Source organism: Metallosphaera sp. D4-4 (assembly GCF_046245145.1).
In the GTDB taxonomy this organism is placed as follows: domain Archaea; phylum Thermoproteota; class Thermoprotei_A; order Sulfolobales; family Sulfolobaceae; genus Metallosphaera; species Metallosphaera sedula.
This window is the reverse complement of record NZ_CP176412.1, coordinates 1,667,548-1,688,707: the sequence shown is the minus strand read 5'-3', so window position 1 is coordinate 1,688,707 and position 21,160 is coordinate 1,667,548. Positions and strand designations below refer to the sequence as shown.

Genomic DNA, 21,160 nt, shown 5'->3' with positions numbered 1-21,160 from the left:
TCACCTCATGAGACCATACAATTAAACTCTCACCGTTGAACTCATGAACCCGAGAACGGGTTCGTGCTAGCTTGTACCTGTGTCTTACTTCCTACCGAACTGCCGTACTGTGAGGTATCCAGATCCTTAGTGGGATCTTGCGATGGTACGCCGTCTGATCCCTCTGGGTAAGTGGCAACACCTATGGCTCCTATCGCGTAAAGATAGTCCGTGGAGCTATCATACTCCAGGATAACAGAGGGTAACGGTCTTTGCGTAGGACCTGTTAATACAGCACCTCCCTTATAGGGATCGTACGTGGAACCGTGGCAGTCACAATGGATCAATGCTGGAATATTGGCCTGCTTTGCGGCCAGCAAGGCCTGAGCGGTCAGGGTGTCAGGCTCTGGAGCGGTGAGCTGTGATGGTCCCACATAGTTGGGGGGATAGAAATGTATGTATGGAGGCGTACAACCTAGATGCTGGCATATGGCGGAGTAGGATACAATCGAGTTATTTGGCCCAACACCCCCTGGGAACTTGTACGTCTTCCCAGTTTGTGGAACGGTTACCTCTATGGGGGCAATGGAGACCGGATTACCTGACTTATCGCCTAGATTAAGGAGGAAGTTGGGTTCACCTGTTAGAGGATACTCGTATAACGTAATTATTGGGCTGTTCACTGGGATAGAGGACGCCTTCAACGGGTTCCCTGACACATCTACCAGAAGGGACTTGGGGAAGCCAGTGGCCTGCTCCACTGGCGGAACAAGAACTCTTAGCCCGGGGATTATTCCAACCACCGTCGCGGCAGCTACACCTATGACTATTCCCTTAAGGAAGTTCCTTCTCCCCTCATCAATTCCGCCCACATTTTTCCCCACGTAGTTAAACAGGTAATCCTCGCCTTTCTCTACAAACTCCCTGCTATCGAACCTAGTCTTGGGATTCCTCATGGTCTTAAGTAATTTCTGTATGAAATACAGATCTGAAGTCTTCAGGACACCCTTCTCGCCATTCCCTAACCTAATTTTTAACGGCATTTAGTCTTCACATCGCTATTATATTGTCACATTTATAATAAGACTTTGTCGTTGGACTATTTGTCAATTTAACTATTGATATATGAGGGTGGTTTAGTTCGTAAAAAGAAGCTACCGAGAAGGAAGTAGTTTAAAGAATATTTTTCCTTATGTATCGGAGTTAAAATAGAGTCACTGTCTTCTAAATACCACATATAAGGAGACTAAGACTATGATAGCGACTACGGCTCCGATGATGGTAGCATCTAGAGCTACACCATTCCCATTCGACGGAATTGTAGTGGAGGTGGTGTTTGATGTTGTGGTTGTAGTGGAGGTGGTGGTAGTGGACGAGGTTGTGGTTGGGGCTGAATTGGAGAGGGTGAACTGTAGGAAGCCAGAGGTGATGGACTTGTCGAAAAGGGTCTCACCTAGTTTGCCCTGCCACACAGCGAAAGCAACGTAGTAGGTGTTGCCCACAGTGAAGTTGGGCATCCACTGGGCATACGCCTGAGGTACCTGTAGGGGTCTCACGTACTCCACGGTCCAGAAACCGTTGGAGTAAGTGGCTCCGGTCTTAACAAAGAAGAGGGAGCCGTTGAGGCCTGAGGAGGCCACGGGAGCGTACCATATGCCTGCTGTGTCCACTTCGTACATGTTGGTGTTGTTAGTGTAGAGCGGAACAGCGAAGCCCTGATTACCTGGATCCGTGTAGGGTAGGCCCGTGAGAGACTCGTTATTCCATAGGTTTGCCGCGAATGCGGGGTCGTAGGTCTTGTTGTTCCACGTGGCGCCGGAGACCCACATCCAGATGTTGGCTGCGCCTCCCTGCTGTTGTAGTGAACCACCTGCAGTTGTGAACGTATATCCGCTTAGCGTTTCACCTATATAGTCGCCTCCTAGGTTCATGCAGTCAGTTGTAGGAGGAATTACGCTACCCATGTACCACATTATTGCAGCCCTGTCAGGATAGTATTGCGTCGCATTAACATAATAACCGTAAAACATTCCATGGTTATACAAGAGATACTGCTTCGGCAACGAGTCAGGAGTTATGATGATCCCATTAGGTAATACCCATATTTGAGTACCGTTAAGCATAGGCAACGTTATACCAGAGTAGTTCAGAACCAGACGACCATTTTCTTGAGTTCCGTTAATGAAGGTAACATAGTTCGAGTATGAGGTGTTAATGTAGTACGTAGTTCCCGGAGTTAGTTCCTGGAGCTGCTCAACTCCCGGACCGCTCGCAGCAGGATACTTTGCCGCTGCAGCTGCAGACCAGGCACCGAACGCTGGGTCTGGGGCTGGCCAGCTCATGAGGACCATGAGGTCAGTCCCATTCCAGGCTGTCTTCACCAGGACGTAATGGGTTATACCGGATGTTGGGGCCTGGGGTATGTTGGCCGTGAGTGAGATGTTGTCCCATGGAATCTTGGACCAGAAGCTTTCAGTCCCTGGGGCGCTGAGGTTCGCTGAACCTGAGATCTTGTAGGCTACTATCTGGGGCGTGGTTTGGGCCATGGGAACGCTGACAAAACCCATGATGAGTGAGGCGACCAGTAATCCTACTCCTAGAATTACCAAGATTTTCCTGTTGTCTAACCTGCGCATCAATTTAACCACGAAAAAAATAGTCTCGGGAAGAATAATAAACTTAAGAAATTGGACTCATGAAAAATTAGTCAAAATTTAGAAAACTAAAACAGTTTTAAAGAATTTTTTAGTTATAACTCCTTTAAACCTCTCTCATTTTTTATATCATCTAGAGTTAATAATCGGCACCAATAACATAGCATGTAATAGAATAATTTGATATCGAGACAATTATATTGGGATGAGAGCCGGATGAAAGAATAGAGACTTAAAGAACGTTGAAAAAGAGCAGGAGTAAAGGAGTGAACTAAGTTCTGTTTTGTTCTTTATTTATAATTCTATCTAATAGCCTGCTCTTTCCTTCTTTCATGTTGATTAGGATGACCCCAATTATCGGGTATATCATATAGAGAATCAAATGATAACCGTTCACCCCTAGAAATACCGTCGTTATTACCATGAAGTATCCTAGACCAGCATATGGATTCCTGCTAAGCGCTATGGTGACTGATAGATAAATGGCCACCGCAAGGGATATCACGAATAAGGGTAGTGAATACGGATTCGTGAGGACTATACCGAAAACTGAGGGCATTACCATGTTCATTATTATTTCCATGAACCTGTTGCTGGAAACCAGGAAATAGATTGGAAGAAACACGAAAAGCGCAGGGATTGATGCCAAGTAGGAGATCGAAGCTCTTTTTAGACTAAGATTGCGGGAACTCCAGACCACAGTATAGACTAGGAAACTAACCAGGGAGACCTCAAATACTAGAAGGTAATTAAGTAAGAGCTCCACATGGGATATATCCACGAGCAATCCGGCCACAATCAGCAGACCCACCATGAAGGCGGTGGGGAGATTTACTAGGGAAAGAATAGGGGCTTGGACAAAGCTTTCGACTATACCAAGTATTCCAAGTGTGGCAACTATTACCTCATACATTACCCATAGCGGGGAGGAGAAGTAGTTATTGATAAGGGTAAAAGCTGGGGAGATCAGCAGAAGAATACCTAGAGGTAGTAACGCCTTAACCTTTTTCCATGAGAGAATAGAGAAAATTCCTATTGACAGATACCCCAGATATATGCCGATCTGACCCAGCTTAGTTAGAACGTTCTGGAATGGGATCTGAATGGGTAGATAGGAAACTGAGAAGATAAACTGCAGAATGAATTGAAAAATAGAGGCTAAAGCCAAAAAAACTAGAACTAACTTAATTGATTCATCCCTTAGGGAGCTCATCTTCTAAACACCACGTATAGGGCTAGAAGGGCTATGATTGCTACAATGGCACCTACTACAGTAACATCTAGTGTAACGTTCCCCACACTGGAGGAAGTGCTTGTAGTGGAGGTGGTGTTTGATGTTGTGGTTGTAGTGGAGGTGGTGGTAGTGGACGAGGTTGTGGTTGGGGCTGAATTGGAGAGGGTGAACTGTAGGAAGCCAGAGGTGATGGACTTGTCGAAAAGGGTCTCACCTAGTTTGCCCTGCCACACAGCGAAAGCAACGTAGTAGGTGTTGCCCACAGTGAAGTTGGGCATCCACTGGGCATACGCCTGAGGTACCTGTAGGGGTCTCACGTACTCCACGGTCCAGAAACCGTTGGAGTAAGTGGCTCCGGTCTTAACAAAGAAGAGGGAGCCGTTGAGGCCTGAGGAGGCCACGGGAGCGTACCATATGCCTGCTGTGTCCACTTCGTACATGTTGGTGTTGTTAGTGTAGAGCGGAACAGCGAAGCCCTGATTACCTGGATCCGTGTAGGGTAGGCCCGTGAGAGACTCGTTATTCCATAGGTTTGCCGCGAATGCGGGGTCGTAGGTCTTGTTGTTCCACGTGGCGCCGGAGACCCACATCCAGATGTTGGCTGCGCCTCCCTGCTGTTGTAGTGAACCACCTGCATCCTTTAGGGTGAAGCCATCAAACTCCTGTCCAGGTACCTTTCCACCTATGTTCATACAGTCACTTGTAGGAGGAATTACGCTACCCATGTACCACATTATTGCAGCCCTGTCAGGGTAATACCAAGTGTTATTTGTGTAGTAACCATAAAACATACCATTGTTGTACAGGAGGTCCTCCATGGGTCTTAGGGAGTGATATAGGATAATACTACCATTGGGTAAGACCTGAATCTGCGTCATGTTTGGAGTTGGTAGGGTAATCCCAGAGTAATTTAGTATTAACCTCCCTTGTTCCTGCTTCCCGTTGATAATGGCATAATAATTACTGAAGGATTTATTCAGTGAGTACGTAACTCCTGGAGTTAGAAGGATTTGCCTGAATAGACCTGGACCACTGGCAGCAGGATAGAGTGCACCTGCAGCTGCAGACCAGGCACCGAACGCTGGGTCTGGGGCTGGCCAGCTCATGAGGACCATGAGGTCAGTCCCATTCCAGGCTGTCTTCACCAGGACGTAATGGGTTATACCGGATGTTGGGGCCTGGGGTATGTTGGCCGTGAGTGAGATGTTGTCCCATGGAATCTTGGACCAGAAGCTTTCAGTCCCTGGGGCGCTGAGGTTCGCTGAACCTGAGATCTTGTAGGCTACTATCTGGGGCGTGGTTTGGGCCATGGGAACGCTGACAAAACCCATGATGAGTGAGGCGACCAGTAATCCTACTCCTAGAATTACCAAGATTTTCCTGTTGTCTAACCTGCGCATCAATTTAACCACGAAAAAAATAGTCTCGGGAAGAATAATAAACTTAAGAAATTGGACTCATGGTCAATTCAACTTTAGGTTAATCTTAGTAAACTTACCTTAATCTGATCAAATATTAAGTTGAAAGTAAATGCAGTTAGGAGAATCAGTAAGGTTACCTGGATGGGAATAGGCGTGACCAGTATTCCAAGAGAGGAGATCATTAGTACAAATAATATGTCTGCAATAGACGAGATTAGAAGCGGTTTACTTGGCCTGGAGCTCCACATTCTTCCCCTTGTTCGAAGGAGGTAAATCGTGAACTGACCGGTAAAGACAAGCATATCGAAAGTCGCTGTGTATATTTGGTTTACGTCCAGCCTTAGATAGATTGAAAACCAGAGGACAAAGAAGGATTCCAACAATACCAGGAAGGCCAATATTAGAGAGGACCTGACAATTTTGCCCACGTTCCATCTCTCAGGTTTCATGGAGTAGGTGACGTTGTCGGTGGCAATCGACATGGTGACGAAATCGTTGAGGAAGAGCAAAAGTATTACATCAAAGGGAGTTGTCACGAAGAACCTTGTCACAAAGAATGAGAGCGTTAAAAAAAGGACAACCTGGAGCGTCTTTATTATCTTGTTCATCGTGTAGGTGAGCATCCTTTGATATATCTTTCTACCCGTCTTAATGGCCTCGACAATATCGGTTAGTCCCTCATGCGTCAGCACCATGCTTGCAGATGCCTTGGCAACGTCTGTGGAATTGTAGACCGCAATACCTACCTCTGCCTGTTTTAGCGCTGGCGCATCATTTACCCCGTCCCCAGTCATTCCCACTATGTGCCCAGAATCCTGAAGCGACTTAACGATGGTGTACTTATCCTCCGGAAAGACTTCCGCAAATACCTGACATTCCTCAACGTACTTCACCCGTTCCTGTTTAGATGCTTCCCTAACCTCTCTCATATCGCAAACCCTATCCCCTATACCCACTTCCTTAGCTACCTCGACAGCTATCAGTGAGTTGTCGCCTGTTACCATCTTAGGGGACACACCTAGGTTCTTTATCTCTTGGATGAATCTCGCACTGTCAGGTCTAGGTCTATCGTAAAGCGGGAGCAGACCTACTACCTCAAGTTTTTCCCTCCCAGCAGCCACAGCGATCACCCTAAAGCCCTTCGATGAGAGTAAACTTACCTGTTCATCAAGCCATTTCTTATCGACACTCGCCAACTGCTCTATTACCTGAGGGGCTCCCTTCATAATCTTGAGTTCGCCCTCTGGAGTAGATATTATGGCTTCCGTCCTTTTCTTGGACGGATCAAACGGCTCAAAGTGCAACCTGGAGTAGGATGATGTGACTCCCCTCTCCCTGGAACACTCAGCCACTGCGACATCTATGGGATCCTGTGTTGCCTCATCTGATGCTAGAAGGGCATAAACAATTACGTCTCTTTCGGTGTACCCCTTTGAAGGGACAGGATCGCCAACCCTAAGCCTGTTCTCGGTGAGAGTTCCAGTCTTATCTAGGTTAAGGACATCCATACTGGCAGCATCCTCAGAAGCGTTAAGCCTTGTAACCAAGATTCCCTTTCTCGAGAGCTCCTCGGCGCCCAAGGCCATGGCTATGGTGAAAGTTGCAGGAAGAGCCACTGGCACTGAGGCTATTAGGACAACTAAGGAGAAAGGTAAAACTTCCTCAAGTCTTATCCCGGCTAAAAGTGCGAATAAAGTGAGGGCAACCACTAGGGTAACGTCAATTACTATCAGGTATCTCACGATCTTCATGATTATGTCCTGAATATGGGATTTGGCCTTAGCTACCTGAACTAGTTGAGTGGTCTTGCCGAAATAGGTCCTTTCTCCTGTGCCTACCACTATTCCCTTGGCTTCACCTCTCTTGACTACGGAGCCAGAGTAAACCGTGTCTAAGACTTTCCTTTCCACAGGCTGTGACTCCCCCGTCAGGGCCGATTGATCCACGAGAACTTCCCCTTCCACTATCCTAATGTCGGCAGGGACAATGTCTCCAATTCTTATGGTAACTAGATCCCCAGGTACCAACTCCTTGGCTTGGATTGAGATCCACTTCCCGTCTCTCTTTACCTTAGCCATGACCTGAAGTCTTCGTTTTAGGAGTTCCACAGCGTTCTCTGCCCTGTGCTCTTGGACGAAACTTATCACGGAGTTAAAAACCAGGAGAAAGAGAATAATGTACATATCAAGGTATTTCTGAAGTATAAAGGTAAGTACTACCGTTACTTCCAACATCCATGGCACTGGAGCCCAGAACTTTAGGAGGAACTCAATGACCGGGCTCCTCCTCTTCTCCTTGACTTCGTTGGGTCCAAACTTGAGAAGCCTGGATTTGGCTTCCTCGGAGGTTAGCCCGTCCAAAGTGGTGTCCAGAGATTTTAGAAGGGAGTCCAGTGTCTCATTGTCGCTCATGGAAAAACCTTTACTCACCGTGATTAATGTAGCTTTCCAATCAGGACCTTGGACAGGATATCTCGATTTCCTCTTCTTTCTCTTCCTTCTTTCTCATATCAAAGATGGAATGGCTTGGGAGCTTAAGATAAGACACGTTCTCAACTAAGTTTTTCCTTATGTGACCCATCACCTCTCTCCATGCCTCTCTTGGATTCATTTTGCTCACCTTAGCTCCTGATTCCTTCGCAACGAGTTTCAGGTAGGAGACGCACATGGATCTGATGGAACAACTTCTACAAGAGTACTCATCTCTTTCCAGGTCCATCAAGACCAGCTCCTTATCCTCAGTGACGTACATGAGCTTCTCCTTCAACTCCATCTTTTCTCCCTTGGGTTCAAAGGATATCACTGCCTTGAACGCGATTCCGTTCTCTTGCATAAGACCCAATTCCCTCATCTTCTCGAGAACGAAATAGAAGTAGCTCTTGCTCATCTCACTTCTTTCGTGAGCCGATAAAACCTTGATGAACTTGTCATTACCAATTTTATCAAATTTTTCTTTACGTAACAAAACAACATTCTTTTCTATAATAGGTCGGTCAATTTTAGAAATATTTAAGTAACACATGATCCCAATAAAGTTATTTCTTAACCTTAAGAAATTTAGAAATATTTAAGTAACACATGATCCCAATAAAGTTATTTCTTAACCTTAAGAAAAAAGTCTTTCATAGGTAAAAGTAAATAGATTTTAAAAAACGTGATTAACTAAGTTAATTCTCTAAAACGAGGCGGTTTATTACAAGAGGTGTTCTAATAAGGTGTATTAACCATGTTAATGCGAGTGAATGGGATGAATGATAAGTCATGTCCTTATTTTCAGAGTTTAATACTAACATATGATCGAAATCTCATTAAAGGGCAGAGGAGGTCAGGGAGTCGTCACGGCCGGAGAGCTATTGACCAAGGCGGTGATAGCAGAGGGAAAATACGCTCAATCTATCCCCTTCTTTGGAGGGGAGAGGAGAGGTGCCCCAGTGAGCAGTGAAGTGAGGGTGTCGGACAAACCAATCCCACTTCACAGGAGGGTATATAACCCGGACGTTGTGACGGTGTTTGACACAACCCTGCTCGAGATACTTAACCCCCTGGAGGGCATCAAGGAAAATGGAGTTCTCATCATAAACTCGGATAACCCTAAGAAGTATTGGAAAAATACATATTATGTTAACGCCACCGAGATAGCGAGAGGCCTTGGGCTGGTTGTCGCGGGATGGAGCGTGGTTAACACGGCCATGCTCGGGGCACTCGTCAAGGTAACAGGGATCACTGACCCTGAGCTCCTGGAGGAGGCTGTCATGGAGGAGTTCCCGGGGAAGATTGGGGAACTTAACGCCAAGGCGATACTCCTAGGTTCGAGGGAGGTGAGGGCCCTTGATTAAAGTTCCAACTGACATTCCACTGGCGAGGCCCACCCTGGGATCTGCAGGAAAGACCGGGACCTGGAGGGTTCTGAAGCCCGTGATACACTACGACAAATGTACCAGGTGTAGACTCTGTTTCTTTTATTGCGTCGAGAACACCATTGACCTGGAGAAGAACCTCTATCCCAGGATAGACTACGATTATTGTAAGGGATGTGGTGTCTGCGCCCAGGTATGTCCTACCGCCGCAATCGAGATGATTAAGGAGGTGAAGTAGATGCAGAAGGCTTCCACTAAAAACGTGGTTAAGGCAATGGTGGGAAATCACGCCGTAGCTTACGCCGTTATGCAGGCGAAACCTCAGGTACTGGCAGTTTACCCAATAACTCCACAGACTACGATGCTTGAGAAGCTCTCAGAGTACGTGGATTCTGGCAAGTTAAAGGCCAGAATGATCAGGGTAGAGAGCGAGCACTCTGCTATGGCCTCAATATACGGGGCTGCACTAGCGGGAGCGAGGGTGTTCACTGCGACTGCCTCTCAGGGTCTACTATACATGACTGAAATGATATACTGGGCTGGCGGTCAGAGGGTCCCCATAGTTGCAGCTGTCGCCACAAGGGCAATTGCCTCGCCCTGGTCTATCCTTGATGACCATCAAGACTTCGTAAGTAAGAGGGATGCCATATGGATTCAAATGATGGCTGAGAACGTCCAGGAGGCTTACGACCTGACACTTCAGGCCTTCAGAATATCGGAGAACAGCAACGTTCTCCTTCCAGTCATGATGGGGTTTGACGGCTTTATCCTTACACATACCATGGAGAGAGTCGAGGTGTTACCAGATGACGTGGTAGATTCCTTCATCCCTCCAAGGGAATTCAATCTAGTGGATTTCAGTGACCCGGTGGGAATAGGACCTGTGGCAACGCCCGACGACTACATCTTCTTCAGGCATCAGGCCCAGAAGGCCATGGAGAGGGCCAAGGGCGTCATAGATGAGGTGGGAAGGGAATTTGAGGAGTTGACAGGGAGAAGATATGGGTCTACGGAGTGCTATCTATGCGACAATTTGGATTACCTGGTAATATCCATGGGGGCGTGGACCGGAGACGCAAGGGTTGCCGTGGATAGGGTGAGGGAAAAGGGGATTAGGGCTGGTCTTCTGAAGATTAGGACCTTTAGGCCCTTCCCCAGGGAAGTGGTTAGGAGCGTAGTGAGGAAAGTGAGGGGAGTTATAGTCCTAGATAGGGCCGTTTCCTATGGTTCCGGAGGTGTTTTGGGTATTGAGGTGAAGTCTGCCTCATATGGACTCGACGTTCCAATTCATAACGTGATAGCTGGGTTGGGAGGAAAGGATGTGAGACCCATACATATCGGGAAAGCCTTGGAGGATCTAAGCGTTGGTGGATTGGAGGAGGAAAGGTGGTTGCTATGATGCTCATGCGCGGTAATGCGGCCTGCCCTGGATGTCCCATTCCCAGGGAGTTAGATGCTCTCCTAGAGGTCACGGGTGAAAAGACCGTACTAGTGGTTCCTGCATCCTGCTCCACAGTGATCATGGGAGATAGCAGGGGAATGCCATCACGCGTGCCAGTGGTTCACAGCGCCTTCGCTGCCTCTCCAGCAATAGCCTCTGGGCTAAAGTCTGCCCTGGAGGCCAGGGGAGAGAAGGCCACCGTGGTGGTCTGGGCAGGAGATGGAGGAACGGGCGATATTGGTTTTGCCTCACTTAGCGGGGCTGCGGAGAGGAATGAGGACATCCTCTACGTGTGTTACGATAATGAGGCCTACATGAACACTGGAATACAGAGGTCAGGCTTAACTCCCTTCGGTGCGTGGACCACGACGACGCCCTCTGGCAAGAGGGAATGGAAGAAGCCGGTTCCCCAGCTAATTGCAGAACATGGAGTACCCTACGTGGCAACAGCGTCCATTGCGTATATCTTCGACTATCAGGCCAAGGTTAGAAAGGCGAAGGATATAGTAGGGTTTAGATATATCCACCTTCTCTCTCCCTGCCCTCCAGGGTGGAGACATGATTCGAGCCTAACCGTGGAGGTTGCTAAACTCGCTGTGGAAACTGGGATCTGGCCACTTTACGAGATAGAAAGGGGGAAATTCAGGCTAACGAGTATAAGCAAGACGTTAACTGACAAGAAAAAGAGGAAACCTGTGACGGAATACCTGAAGTTACAGGGAAGATTTGCCAATTTAACGCAAGAGCAGATAAAGGAGATACAGGACGAAGTTGATAGGATGTGGGAAGAACTGGTAAAGGCGGAAAACTGAAGTGGACCTATTCTTTTTTATTCCTTTTTTAGAAGAAAATGCTCTAAAAAGCTACTTTTTCCTTTATTTTCTCTATCTCGTCTAGATAGCACGACGGATCCTTCTCCCACATATCACCTGTGACCGCCAGAGCTCTTCCCCTTAGCCCGCCGTTACACACGTCGAAGAATTTACAGGAAGAACACTTGACCAAGGACTTTCTTTCCCTAAGTTTCTTCACCATGGGATGTGGTTCGTCCCATATTCTTTTCAGGTCTGTGATGTCACCTATCTTCACTGGAGTGAACTGATCTGGGTAAACTGTACCCTCTGGGTTAACGTCAGCTATCCTCTCACCTGACTTGTTTCCTCCATTTCTCCTGAGTAGCTCTAAGACCTTCTCCTTTCCCGTTAAGTGATACACTAAGATTCCGTCTACCGGGTTATCCGCTGTCAGGACCTCCCACTCCCCTGACTTGGCATATTCCACTATCTTACTCACCGCCTTCAATCTAGTGAAATTATCCACGTCCAGTTTCTTGTCTGCCCTTCCAGCATAGGCTAGGTGGTAAAAGCATATCCTGTTAATCCCCTCCTTCCTCATCAAGTCAAACACGAAGTCCACGTACTCGTAATTCTCCCTCGTGATGGTGAATCTAAGTCCCGTCTTTAGACCCATTTCCTTTGCCGTCCTAATCCCCTTCAAGGCCTTCGCGAAGGCCCCTTCCACCCCCCTGAATTTATCGTGTATGGGCTCTGGTCCGTCTAAACTAACTCCCACGTAGTCTACATAATTCTTGAGTTCCTCTAACCTCTCCCTAGTTAACATGGTCCCGTTGGTGGACAACTCCACCCTTATTCCCCTCTCCCATGCCTCCCTAGCTATCAGGTGAAGGTCTCTCCTCGCCAAAGGTTCCCCTCCTGAGAGAAGGATATGCTTTACTCCCATATCTGATGCCTGCTTCACCGCATTAATCCACGTGGAGAGAGGAAGGTCCTGAAATAGCTGAGTTCCTGATCCGGAATAGCAGTGGAGACATCTCAGGTTACAGTTTCTGGTTACGTTGAACACTAGTACTGAGGGATATCTGTCCTTCAGGCCAGCGTACCTTATCCTGTCGGCCTCCTCCTTCCTATCAGACACCAGCCTGGATATGCTTATCATGCTCTCACCCTAAGCGTTCTGGGAACGTAGGTGCAGAAGGGGTCTTCATCCATGAAGTTCTCGGTTAAGCTGAAGGCCCTTGCCCTGCATCCTCCGCACACTGACCTATATTCGCATACACCGCACTTTCCTCCCAGTTTCGACGGTTCCCTCAAACTCTTGAAAACTGGAGACTCCTCGTAGATCTCGCTAAACCGTCTAAATCTCACGTTCCCTGCTGGAATGGGAAGGAAACCACAGGGATAAACTGTACCGTCATATGCGACGAAGGCATATCCGTTTCCAGCCATGCATCCCCTGGCTCCGTTCACGCTTCTTCTTCCATAGTTCTTGTCTGGAGGTAAAGGTCTCACAACTCCCATCTCATTCATTATCCTCACCAGATATGGGGCACACGTCATCCTCACATTGAGGCCTTCGATCCTCCACTTGGTTATGGTCCTCATTACCTCCTCCGCTTGCTCGGAGGAAATCATCATTTCCTTGGTGGCTCTCCCAGTAGGGATGAGCATGAAGACGTCCCAGTACACGGGTTTCAGGGCCTCAACCGTCTTTCTAAGCTCCTGCAGGTGATTCACGTTATACCTGCTGATGGTGGAGTTTATTTGCACTGGTAGTCCCACTTCATGTAGGGAATCCACAGCCTGTTTAGCCATTTTGAAGGCTCCCCTAACTCCCCTGAATTCGTCATGTATCTCTTCGGGGCCATCTACGCTAATGGAGACCATACTAACTCCAGTGTCCTTGATGCGTTTGGCCACCTCCACGTTTATCCTGCTTCCACTGGGGGATAGGGCTGTGGTTATCTTCGCTGAGGAGTACTCGAGTATTTCAAAGATATCATCTCTCTTCAGTGCATCTCCCCCACTTATTACGAAGAGTTTCACGCCTGAGGAGGTGAGGTCATCCACAAGGGACTTAACTTCCTCAGTGGTTAGTTCCCCTGGTAACCTGTTGGGTATGGCCTTGGCCCTGCAGTGTTTACAGGCCAGATCACATGCCTTTGTGCTTTCCAGGACAACAACGTATGGAGCTACCATCTTGTAATCACCTCACCGTGATATGGGATGATTACGGAATAGGGAAGGGAAATCAGGATCCGAAAAGAGTTTAGTGCCTCGGCGTAATTCCAGGAGAAGAACCTCAGGGGTGGAGTAAGCTTTCCTACTCCCCTCACCGCATCGCCCGTCACAAGGAAGTTCCCGTCAAAAAGAGCTATGTGACCCCTAGTGTGTCCAGGGACGTGCAATACCTTGAAACCTGAGAGAACTTCTCCTCCCTTAAGTGGGACGTCAACAGTTACGGGATCGTACTCTAACTGAGCGATCCTCTTCACAGTGGATTTGAATTCCTCTTCTGAAACCTTTAGCTCATCGTTCACGTCGTTATACGCAATCTCGTATCTAGGTGGACTCTTCAAGTACTCCACCTCATTCTCGTGTGCATATATCCTCGCCCCAAGCTTCCTCAACTCCGAGGCATTTCCGGCATGATCATGGTGCCAGTGCGTAACAACCACATCTGACACGTCCTCAAGGGAGTAACCCCAGGCCCTCAGATAGAGCTCTATCCTCTCGAGATTCATGGGTAGACTTGTATCGATCATCATAAGCCCACCAGAAGGACCTTTCTCCACCACAACTACGTTATGATTGAGGACTCCACCAAAGAAACCGGGCTCCACAAGTTCAAGTATTCTAATCCTACCAAGGCTAACCATTTCCACCAAACCTCGGAATTAGATCTATGGGTGCTTGAATCTTCCCTAAGTCAAGTTTAGAGATCTCTTTCCCCCCAACCCTCATAACTTCCCTTGCCACTGCAGTGCAGTAACCGCACTCTGAGCAAGATCTCTCCTCGCATTGGTTATACCTGAAAAAGCTCAGCCAATTGGGCGGAAACTTTGTGTTATCCACGTAAACCTCCTTTAGCACGTCATAATCCTTAGGACCTCCCACCTTCTCCATTACCTTCGGGACAGCCCTTCCCTGAGGGTAGCTGACTATGTCCAGCAAGTTGCCGTCGTACTTCCTGTTGGCGTAAGCTTTTACCGCCCTAACTAACCACTCTGTCCTCTTGTTCCTTCCCGCAATTTTGAACCTATCAAATCCCAGGCCTTCATATACTATCAGGTCCTCTGGCCTTATCCATCTCATCCTAATGATGTTAGCCAAGTCGTTCCTAACGTCTGTAGCACAGAAGAGAATGGGATACTCAAACCACGCCTCTATTCCACCCTCAACTGAGCTCTGTGACGATACTATATCATGCGTTCTCCTATAGACGCAACCCCAAAGGCAGGAATTGTTGGTAATGAGCTCGAAATCAACCCTCCTCTGTAACTTCTGTAGAGATCTCAACAACCTGAAGTTCCTATTGTCGTCCTCGTGAAGTATCACCGTGTCCGCCCCAAGTTCCATGAAGTTCTCAACCTCCCTGATATTGTAGACTCTTGCGTAGGACGAGATAGACACCTCCAACTCCGGATGCTCCCTCTTTATTAACCTGACTAGAAAGGGTAGAGCCACGACGAAGCCATCTACTCCGAAACCCACGAGTCTTTCAATTTCCTCTGATAGCCTCTTCACGAACTTCTCAGAGTATTCACCACCGTTTAGCGTAGCAGTGTTCATGGTATAAAGGAACTTTATTCCAGCCTCATGCACAACGTCGAGATGGGCCTTGAACCTCTCATCGTCAACCTGTGGGAGGATGAAGGAAGCTCTCCCGTGTCCCGTTAAGGTTTTTGTGTGACTCCCAAAGACGTGGCTAACTGGGTATTCCTTTATTTTCCCTATGAGTTCATCGTCGAAATTTGTTCCTACAACGAGCCTCATGAAATTTAGATCATTTTTATTGTATTTAAACTTGTTATACAATTAACAGCCTTTACCATCTGTTATGATGGAATAATATGGGGAAAAGAAATAGAGCATGTGCCCTCCTCTTCCTCAATGTCCGCAAAAAAGGTAGTCCGGATCGAGAGAAGGGCCGGGAGATGCGGTTACTCCCCCAGCTGGGGAGAGTGAGGTGACCTCCCAATGGCCCTATCCAAGTTCAATATTTTTATTGATAATATAATTTTCAACACGCTTACCGGTTATGCCATGGAACTAGAGCCGTGGGAGATAGAGAAGTTAAAGGGTGGAGAGGTACCTGATCACCTTAAGGAAGTAGTGGAGGAGGGATTTTCAACTACAGACGATTTGGAAAGCGTGTTGGAGCCACTCCTCAACAAGCCTGTCCTCGAACCTACCCTTCTCCTCACGTACAACTGCAATTTCAATTGCACCTACTGTTTTCAGAAGGGATTCAGGAAAGAAGTCACGGTCACGGAAGAGGTGATGAAGGGTTTCATAAACTACGTGAGGAAAAGGGAAAGAGGTAGAAAGGTAAGAGTCACGTTCTTTGGGGGCGAGCCTCTCCTAGAGCTCAGGAAGATCGAGGAGATATCTAGATCGCTCTCTGACCTGAAGTACTCCTTTAGCGTTGTCACTAATGGTTCCCTCTTGACCAAAAGTGTAACCCAAAGGTTGATATCCCACGGACTTTCACATGTCCAGATAACCTTGGATGGACCCCCGGAAGTTCACGATAAGAGAAGGTTTTACGTAGATGGTAGAGGTTCCTTCAACACGATAATACAAAACCTGAGAGAGGTTCAGGATCTAGTGAAGGTAGTTTTGAGAATAAACATAGACGTGAACAACCTTAACGAGGTAGACACTCTTCTGGCTAAATTGGTGGAGGAGGGGATAACTAGGATCAGATTGGATCCTCACTTCGTACATACCAACCTATTTAGGAACGAATGGTGGGAAAACGTGATTCCCAAGGACCTGGAATCAGACGTCCTAGTCAAGTTCTGGGAAAAGGCCAGGAGTTACGGATTTGAGATTCCCCATGACATCTTTAGACTTGGGATCTGCGCAGCGCATATAGACGAGGACATCGTCGTGGATCCCGAGGGAAAGGTCTATCCATGTTGGGCCTTCACAGGGAATCCCCTATACGTGAAGGGAAGGCTCACGCAGGAAGGTGAGGTGGAGACACTGAATCGGTCCCTATCCGGAAGGAAATCCCTCATAATCCACGAGAAATGCAAGTCATGCCCCTATCTTCCCATGTGTATGGGAGGGTGTAGGTTCCTCTCAGTCCTTGACGGAAAAGGATACCACGGTCTAGATTGCAGGAAGGAAACTTATGAAAAACTAGTCAAGCTATTAAGATTTCTAATGCAGTAAACCCCGTTAAAGTTCAGTTAGTTCTTTTGGCGAGATTTCATTTTTTAAACTTTAAAATATCTAGTTATAATGAGTACAATGTGCGACTATAGAATCTTCAATACCGAGAGGCCCGTGAAAAAGAGCGAGAAGATAATCATGCTGTCAAGGGAGAACTTCAACAAGTTGGGCACGGAGAATTACATAAAGGTACTATCCACAGATAGGAGAGACAGCCTAGGACTAAGCAAGAGTTACTATTACTACATCCTGGAGGACTTGAAGAGAATGGGACTCATAGAAGAGAATGGGACTCATAGAGGACAATGCCATAGCCTTTAAGGCGGTTATACCCTTTATTCCGAGGCAGAGCTCACTCGACATCGACACTGGCGTGCTTTACACATCAAATAACCACCTGATCTTCATTGACATGGGGTCCTCAAAATACGAATGCGCAACATGTCCTGTTTACGCGGAATGCGTTTACGGGATAAGGAGGATAGCCAGCGAGATGAGAATAAAGGTCGGCAACGTTGATAACGAGGAAGCTAGGAGTTTGAGGATACCGTCTCAGCTTTGGAACAAACTGGTAAAGGGAATATTTGCAAAAACGATTGTCAGGCTTGAAGTGATCCCGATGACAGCTAAAATGTGAATGAGTAGTTCAACTAACATGTTTTCCTTAGGTGATGTTTACTATTAACGACACGACGCATCTTTCGTTCTAGAGTCTGATTAAGACATGTGTCAAATATCGTGAGCTATACGTTCAGTTGCCCTTGAAATCGCGTCCTAGGATCCTGGAGGAATCGGTTTATTATTGCCTAAAGCAAATCTAGACCCACCTTGTCGAGGCTTCCTAACCAGTCCAGGAACTTTTTCACGTCTTTCTCCATAAATATAGAGCCGTGTTGTGGTGCGATTATGTGTATGTCCATGCCTCGTATCCTATTCAACCATTTTTCGATGGCTAGCTTACTGGGTATATATCTCCTGTGGAAACCCTCCATTAACTTTACGTGTTCCTCAAAGTTCTCCACGATCAGATACCACTTATCCTTGGGAAATATGGCTGCGCCCATATCACCCGAGAAATACACCCTAGAGACCGGATCGTAGAAGTGGAAGTTCCCAGGCGAATGCAGGAAATGTGCAGGGATAGCCTCAATATAACTCTTCCCAAGTGGTATTTTTGTACCTTGATCTGGTAAATCGTTTATGGCCTCCCCTAGATCGTAACCCAGGTGTGGAAGAAATCTCTCCCATAGTTCCGAGACGTAAATCCTCGCGTTGGGGAGCATATCGATCCAAAGGTTTAGCGCACCCACAACATCAGGATCTTGGTGACTGAAAAGGAGAAGCTCCACGTTTTCAGGCTTAACGAACTCTTGAACAGAATTCAAAACCCTTTCGAACACAAAGTATCCTCCTGCGTCTAGGAGAGCTCCCCTGTCTCCGTCTCTTATCAAATACTGATTTGTCAGTACTCCCTTCTCCCTATCTGATTCGTCCAGGCCAAGCCAGATAAATGAGTGATCCCCTTCTTCATAGATCACGTATGGTTTATGGACCTTCATGCCAATCCCTCCAAAACCCTGGGATTGAGCGAGACATATACGTGGATCTTAAAGTTGCCCCCCAACATGTTAAGAATCTCCTCTTCCCTATACTCTCGGCCTTCCTTAAGGATGTACACTCCCCTAACTTGTGTGTGTCCAACAATTTATTTCTCCCTCCAAATTTCCAATAGATTGTAGACCGTGAAGAAGGCCGAGAACCAGGATTCAAGGCTTCTCTTGCTCGCGTTCCACGGGAAGTGGAAGTCCATGGTCGAGAGCCTATGCTTCGCGGTTCTAAACACCTGCTCAACCCTGTTCCTAATCCCGAAGGTGACGTGCTCGTGGTCGACCCCCGCTATCGAGAGGAAGTTGTACGCGGGGAGGCCGTCGTGTATGTACTTGGCCCTCAGGAACTCTCCTCTCGTCCTTATCTCCACCTGCCTCACTCGCTTCACGAGGATAATCACGTCGAGGCCCGACCTGGCCTTCGTGATCATGAAGAACGGGATAACTCCCGTGTTGACGTCCCTCACGACCCACAGGTAGTACATCACCCCCTTCACCAGAAGTACCTTCGTCTCGTCCACCGCGTACTCCCCGGTCAAGGGGAGGTCGAGCGTCGTCCTCGTCGCTCTTCTCCAATAATAGTGAACCGTGCTCCTCGGGACCCTGAACCTCCTGAGGGATAGTCCAAGGAAATAACTAGCTAACGCTTCCGCCAACTCCTGAAGGGACCAGAACCGGGGCTTAAGGTTATTAAGTTGGAGAAGGTAGATCATTACCTGGGTCAGGACGGGAAGAGGTACGCTCCTCTTCACGTCTGCTCACGTGATAGACCCGTCCTGACCCTTAAATATTATTTTGTCTAATTTAGCAATATTGTTGGACACACACCCTAACTTCCCCATTAATTAAAAGTATCCTGAACGCGAACTCTCCCGTACCTGATACATAAATGACCGGATAGCGTTGAAACTCCGCAAGTATCTCGTTAAGGTAATCTATCAGTTCTCCCTCCTTGAGCGTTACGACCTCAGATTTTACCATCTTGGACTTCATGATCAGTTTCGTTAGTATTGACAACTTAGATAGGAACTGGGAATAATCTCCATTGAGAGCTACATTCCTTCTTTCCGCCTCCCTTTTCAACCCTTCACCGATTTGATTAACAATTAGATCTAGGGCCTTTCCAACTACCCACTCCCTTTCCCCAGAGTAGCTAGATGAAATCGTTAACTCATTGTTGTCGCTTAATGTGAAAATTATCTTTAGCGTATTTCCTTTATCATCTACAAGTTTGTATTCCACGATTCTGTTACCGTGGGCAGCTAACGAGACGGTATAGGTCGAATCATGAGATAAAAACAGCCGTTTGTATTTTAGCCTGACCCTATTATCTTGAATTGAGACCACTCCTGGGATGACTGCAATGACGTTATTGATGTCCTTAGCCATGGAGAGAATAACTTCTCCCGGGAGAGACGTTAATTGAAGTGTAGTATTTCTCATTGTTAAACATGATATGAGTCCTTCGCATCTGCTTTAAAAATTGCTTAAGTAAGATATTTCCTTAGACCATTAACTCTGTTGACGTAATAATTCCATCATCTACCCCTCCCCCCAAATTCTCTCGACAATAGATATAACTTCGGCTAAGTCCGGGGTAACGGAAGCCCTATCAAAGCCTTGAAATAGAAGTTCCCTATAGAACGGAATAGCTACAACTTTAAGACTTGGTAACCTGATAGATACGTTCCTAACAGCGTCTGATAAGTCTCCCCGAACCATATTGACAACCAGCGCCACCGCACGGAAATAGGATGCCTGTGGAACAACGCTTTTTAAAGTTCTTCCTATTTCGTTTATATGGGACAGTGTCAGATCCAGTGCTATACCCGGTGTAGTTACGAAGATTCCGTTACAGTGAACTTCCCCCTTTGCCTCATAATATCCCTTAAACTCTAGGACAGTCACATCATCAATGCCTGGAGGGTTATCTGTGATGAGTATCTCTACTCCCTTTAACACCTCAGAGTAGCTCGTAGCGAAGTCTTTGACGTTTGGTAAAGATGAGGGCGAAAATGATGTAAGCGATAGTACCCTTAAGTTACCTTCATCGGCAACAAATCTGCCTTGGACGTCATCAGTGAGGACGTTAATTAACCCAGTCTGCAATCCAAAGATCTTGCCTATTGTGTTAGTGTAGTCCTTGTCGACCAGAAGAACCTTATACTTTTCGGACAATTTTCTGGCTAAGAAGTATGCAATAGTAGACTTTCCTACTCCACCCTTTAAGCTGAAAATGGAAAATCTTACTATGTTAGATTTACTCATTGAGTATATTTAGTGTTATAGTGATTTAAATCTTTTAACCGCAATTTTGTAACAATTGGTCCGTTGATTTTACATTTTATATCAAATAGATAGAATTATTAATATTATGTCAGAGTTGGAAAGTCAAGGAAAGACTCACCTATTATATGGCAACTTGTGTTACGCCTCTACGTGTACAATGGATTGCTCTTGGAGTTGATAACGGAGATTTAGTCGATTTGTTGCGCATTCCAAGCCTGTTTAATGTGGTGATGTAATATTGGATTCCCTACCCGATATTTCCTCAATATAAACCTTCTCTCTCTGATGCGTTCACATATTACACGGGCGGGAATTATATATGGTAAGTTCCTCCTAGAGAAGCAAAAAACCTTAACCGCGTGGCATGGATCCTCCGTTTGTGAGGGTAGAGTAGTTCACCATGCCTCAAAGAGGCTAGGTTTGCCTTCTTTATATCATTATGCCTCGGAACTCAACATCGTAGCCCGGTAGAAGTTACC

22 protein-coding genes are annotated in these 21,160 nt (G+C 46.9%); 7 read left to right on the top strand and 15 right to left on the bottom strand.

The genetic code is table 11. The features are described 5' to 3' along the window. Positions 1-41: 41 nt before the first annotated feature. The 6 genes from soxL2 to ACI49J_RS09145 form a co-directional block, all read right to left on the bottom strand. Entirely contained in the window at positions 42-1,022 is a 981-nt protein-coding gene (gene soxL2 / locus ACI49J_RS09170) for a Rieske iron-sulfur protein SoxL2 (protein WP_248547295.1), read from the bottom strand. Positions 1,023-1,193: 171 nt separating this feature from the next. After that, entirely contained in the window at positions 1,194-2,615 is a 1,422-nt protein-coding gene (gene cbsA / locus ACI49J_RS09165) for a cytochrome b558/566 subunit A (protein WP_342780695.1), read from the bottom strand. 289 nt (positions 2,616-2,904) lie between these two features. After that, positions 2,905-3,846: a cytochrome b558/566 subunit B gene (gene cbsB, locus ACI49J_RS09160; protein WP_248547297.1), complete on the bottom strand. Its 942-nt coding sequence runs from the start codon at positions 3,844-3,846 to the stop codon at positions 2,905-2,907. Then, positions 3,843-5,267, bottom strand: coding sequence for a cytochrome b558/566 subunit A (gene cbsA, locus ACI49J_RS09155; RefSeq protein ID WP_248547298.1), 1,425 nt, complete (start codon positions 5,265-5,267; stop codon positions 3,843-3,845). Before cbsA (ACI49J_RS09155) ends, cbsB begins: the two co-directional genes overlap by 4 nt. Before the next feature lie 74 nt (positions 5,268-5,341). Continuing rightward, positions 5,342-7,699: a plasma-membrane proton-efflux P-type ATPase gene (locus ACI49J_RS09150; RefSeq protein WP_240255353.1), complete on the bottom strand. Its 2,358-nt coding sequence runs from the start codon at positions 7,697-7,699 to the stop codon at positions 5,342-5,344. A 40-nt stretch (positions 7,700-7,739) separates the two neighbouring features. Further along, positions 7,740-8,174 carry a hypothetical protein gene (locus ACI49J_RS09145; protein WP_240255355.1) on the bottom strand — a complete coding sequence of 145 codons (435 nt, stop codon included), beginning with the start codon at positions 8,172-8,174 and terminating at the stop codon, positions 7,740-7,742. A gap of 406 nt (positions 8,175-8,580) precedes the next feature. Between ACI49J_RS09145 and ACI49J_RS09140 the strand changes: the two genes are divergently transcribed. Genes ACI49J_RS09140 through ACI49J_RS09125 form a run of 4 tightly spaced genes read left to right on the top strand, consistent with a single transcriptional unit; the run spans position 8,581 to position 11,397 of the window. Beyond that, positions 8,581-9,123: a 2-oxoacid:acceptor oxidoreductase family protein gene (locus ACI49J_RS09140; protein WP_240255357.1), complete on the top strand. Its 543-nt coding sequence runs from the start codon at positions 8,581-8,583 to the stop codon at positions 9,121-9,123. After that, positions 9,116-9,382 carry a 4Fe-4S binding protein gene (locus tag ACI49J_RS09135; protein WP_240255359.1) on the top strand — a complete coding sequence of 89 codons (267 nt, stop codon included), beginning with the start codon at positions 9,116-9,118 and terminating at the stop codon, positions 9,380-9,382. Before ACI49J_RS09140 ends, ACI49J_RS09135 begins: the two co-directional genes overlap by 8 nt. Then, entirely contained in the window at positions 9,383-10,543 is a 1,161-nt protein-coding gene (locus ACI49J_RS09130) for a transketolase C-terminal domain-containing protein (RefSeq protein ID WP_240255361.1), read from the top strand. It begins immediately after the preceding gene. After that, positions 10,540-11,397 carry a 3-methyl-2-oxobutanoate dehydrogenase subunit beta gene (locus ACI49J_RS09125; RefSeq protein WP_240255363.1) on the top strand — a complete coding sequence of 286 codons (858 nt, stop codon included), beginning with the start codon at positions 10,540-10,542 and terminating at the stop codon, positions 11,395-11,397. Before ACI49J_RS09130 ends, ACI49J_RS09125 begins: the two co-directional genes overlap by 4 nt. Positions 11,398-11,440: 43 nt before the next feature. Here the strand turns inward: ACI49J_RS09125 and ACI49J_RS09120 are convergent, their stop codons facing one another. The 4 genes from ACI49J_RS09120 to ACI49J_RS09105 are packed head-to-tail and all read right to left on the bottom strand — an operon-like array spanning position 11,441 to position 15,378. Continuing rightward, positions 11,441-12,541, bottom strand: a complete 1,101-nt coding sequence (locus ACI49J_RS09120) for a radical SAM/SPASM domain-containing protein (protein WP_240255365.1) — start codon at positions 12,539-12,541, stop codon at positions 11,441-11,443. Further along, positions 12,538-13,581 (bottom strand): radical SAM/SPASM domain-containing protein, encoded by a 1,044-nt coding sequence (locus tag ACI49J_RS09115; protein WP_240255367.1) that lies wholly within the window; start codon positions 13,579-13,581, stop codon positions 12,538-12,540. The genes ACI49J_RS09120 and ACI49J_RS09115 overlap by 4 nt, the downstream gene beginning before the upstream one ends. Then, entirely contained in the window at positions 13,575-14,261 is a 687-nt protein-coding gene (locus tag ACI49J_RS09110; protein WP_240255369.1) for an MBL fold metallo-hydrolase, read from the bottom strand. Before ACI49J_RS09110 ends, ACI49J_RS09115 begins: the two co-directional genes overlap by 7 nt. Further along, on the bottom strand, positions 14,254-15,378 hold the full coding sequence (locus tag ACI49J_RS09105; protein ID WP_240255371.1) for a peptidase U32 family protein: 1,125 nt from the start codon (positions 15,376-15,378) through the stop codon (positions 14,254-14,256). The genes ACI49J_RS09110 and ACI49J_RS09105 overlap by 8 nt, the downstream gene beginning before the upstream one ends. 204 nt (positions 15,379-15,582) lie before the next feature. On the opposite strand from ACI49J_RS09105, the gene ACI49J_RS09100 reads away from it, so the two are divergent. From ACI49J_RS09100 to ACI49J_RS09090, 3 genes are all read left to right on the top strand, one after another. Next, entirely contained in the window at positions 15,583-16,785 is a 1,203-nt protein-coding gene (locus ACI49J_RS09100; RefSeq protein WP_240255373.1) for a radical SAM/SPASM domain-containing protein, read from the top strand. Positions 16,786-16,863: 78 nt separating this feature from the next. Continuing rightward, entirely contained in the window at positions 16,864-17,106 is a 243-nt protein-coding gene (locus ACI49J_RS09095) for a hypothetical protein (protein ID WP_409366333.1), read from the top strand. Further along, positions 17,072-17,422, top strand: coding sequence for a hypothetical protein (locus ACI49J_RS09090; RefSeq protein ID WP_409366332.1), 351 nt, complete (start codon positions 17,072-17,074; stop codon positions 17,420-17,422). Before ACI49J_RS09095 ends, ACI49J_RS09090 begins: the two co-directional genes overlap by 35 nt. 169 nt (positions 17,423-17,591) lie before the next feature. Here ACI49J_RS09090 and ACI49J_RS09085 read toward each other — a convergent pair whose 3' ends face one another. The 5 genes from ACI49J_RS09085 to ACI49J_RS09065 form a co-directional block, all read right to left on the bottom strand. Next, the gene (locus ACI49J_RS09085; protein WP_240255377.1) at positions 17,592-18,344 is read right to left on the bottom strand and encodes an MBL fold metallo-hydrolase; all 753 of its coding nucleotides are present in this window, start codon (positions 18,342-18,344) and stop codon (positions 17,592-17,594) included. Further along, positions 18,341-18,463, bottom strand: coding sequence for a hypothetical protein (locus ACI49J_RS09080; RefSeq protein WP_409366331.1), 123 nt, complete (start codon positions 18,461-18,463; stop codon positions 18,341-18,343). Before ACI49J_RS09080 ends, ACI49J_RS09085 begins: the two co-directional genes overlap by 4 nt. 27 nt (positions 18,464-18,490) lie before the next feature. Beyond that, positions 18,491-19,144 carry an IS6-like element ISSte1 family transposase gene (locus ACI49J_RS09075; protein WP_011182870.1) on the bottom strand — a complete coding sequence of 218 codons (654 nt, stop codon included), beginning with the start codon at positions 19,142-19,144 and terminating at the stop codon, positions 18,491-18,493. A gap of 52 nt (positions 19,145-19,196) precedes the next feature. Then, on the bottom strand, positions 19,197-19,781 hold the full coding sequence (locus tag ACI49J_RS09070; protein ID WP_409366330.1) for a hypothetical protein: 585 nt from the start codon (positions 19,779-19,781) through the stop codon (positions 19,197-19,199). 153 nt (positions 19,782-19,934) lie between these two features. Continuing rightward, positions 19,935-20,660, bottom strand: a complete 726-nt coding sequence (locus tag ACI49J_RS09065) for a ParA family protein (protein ID WP_240255381.1) — start codon at positions 20,658-20,660, stop codon at positions 19,935-19,937. Positions 20,661-21,160 lie beyond the last annotated feature (500 nt).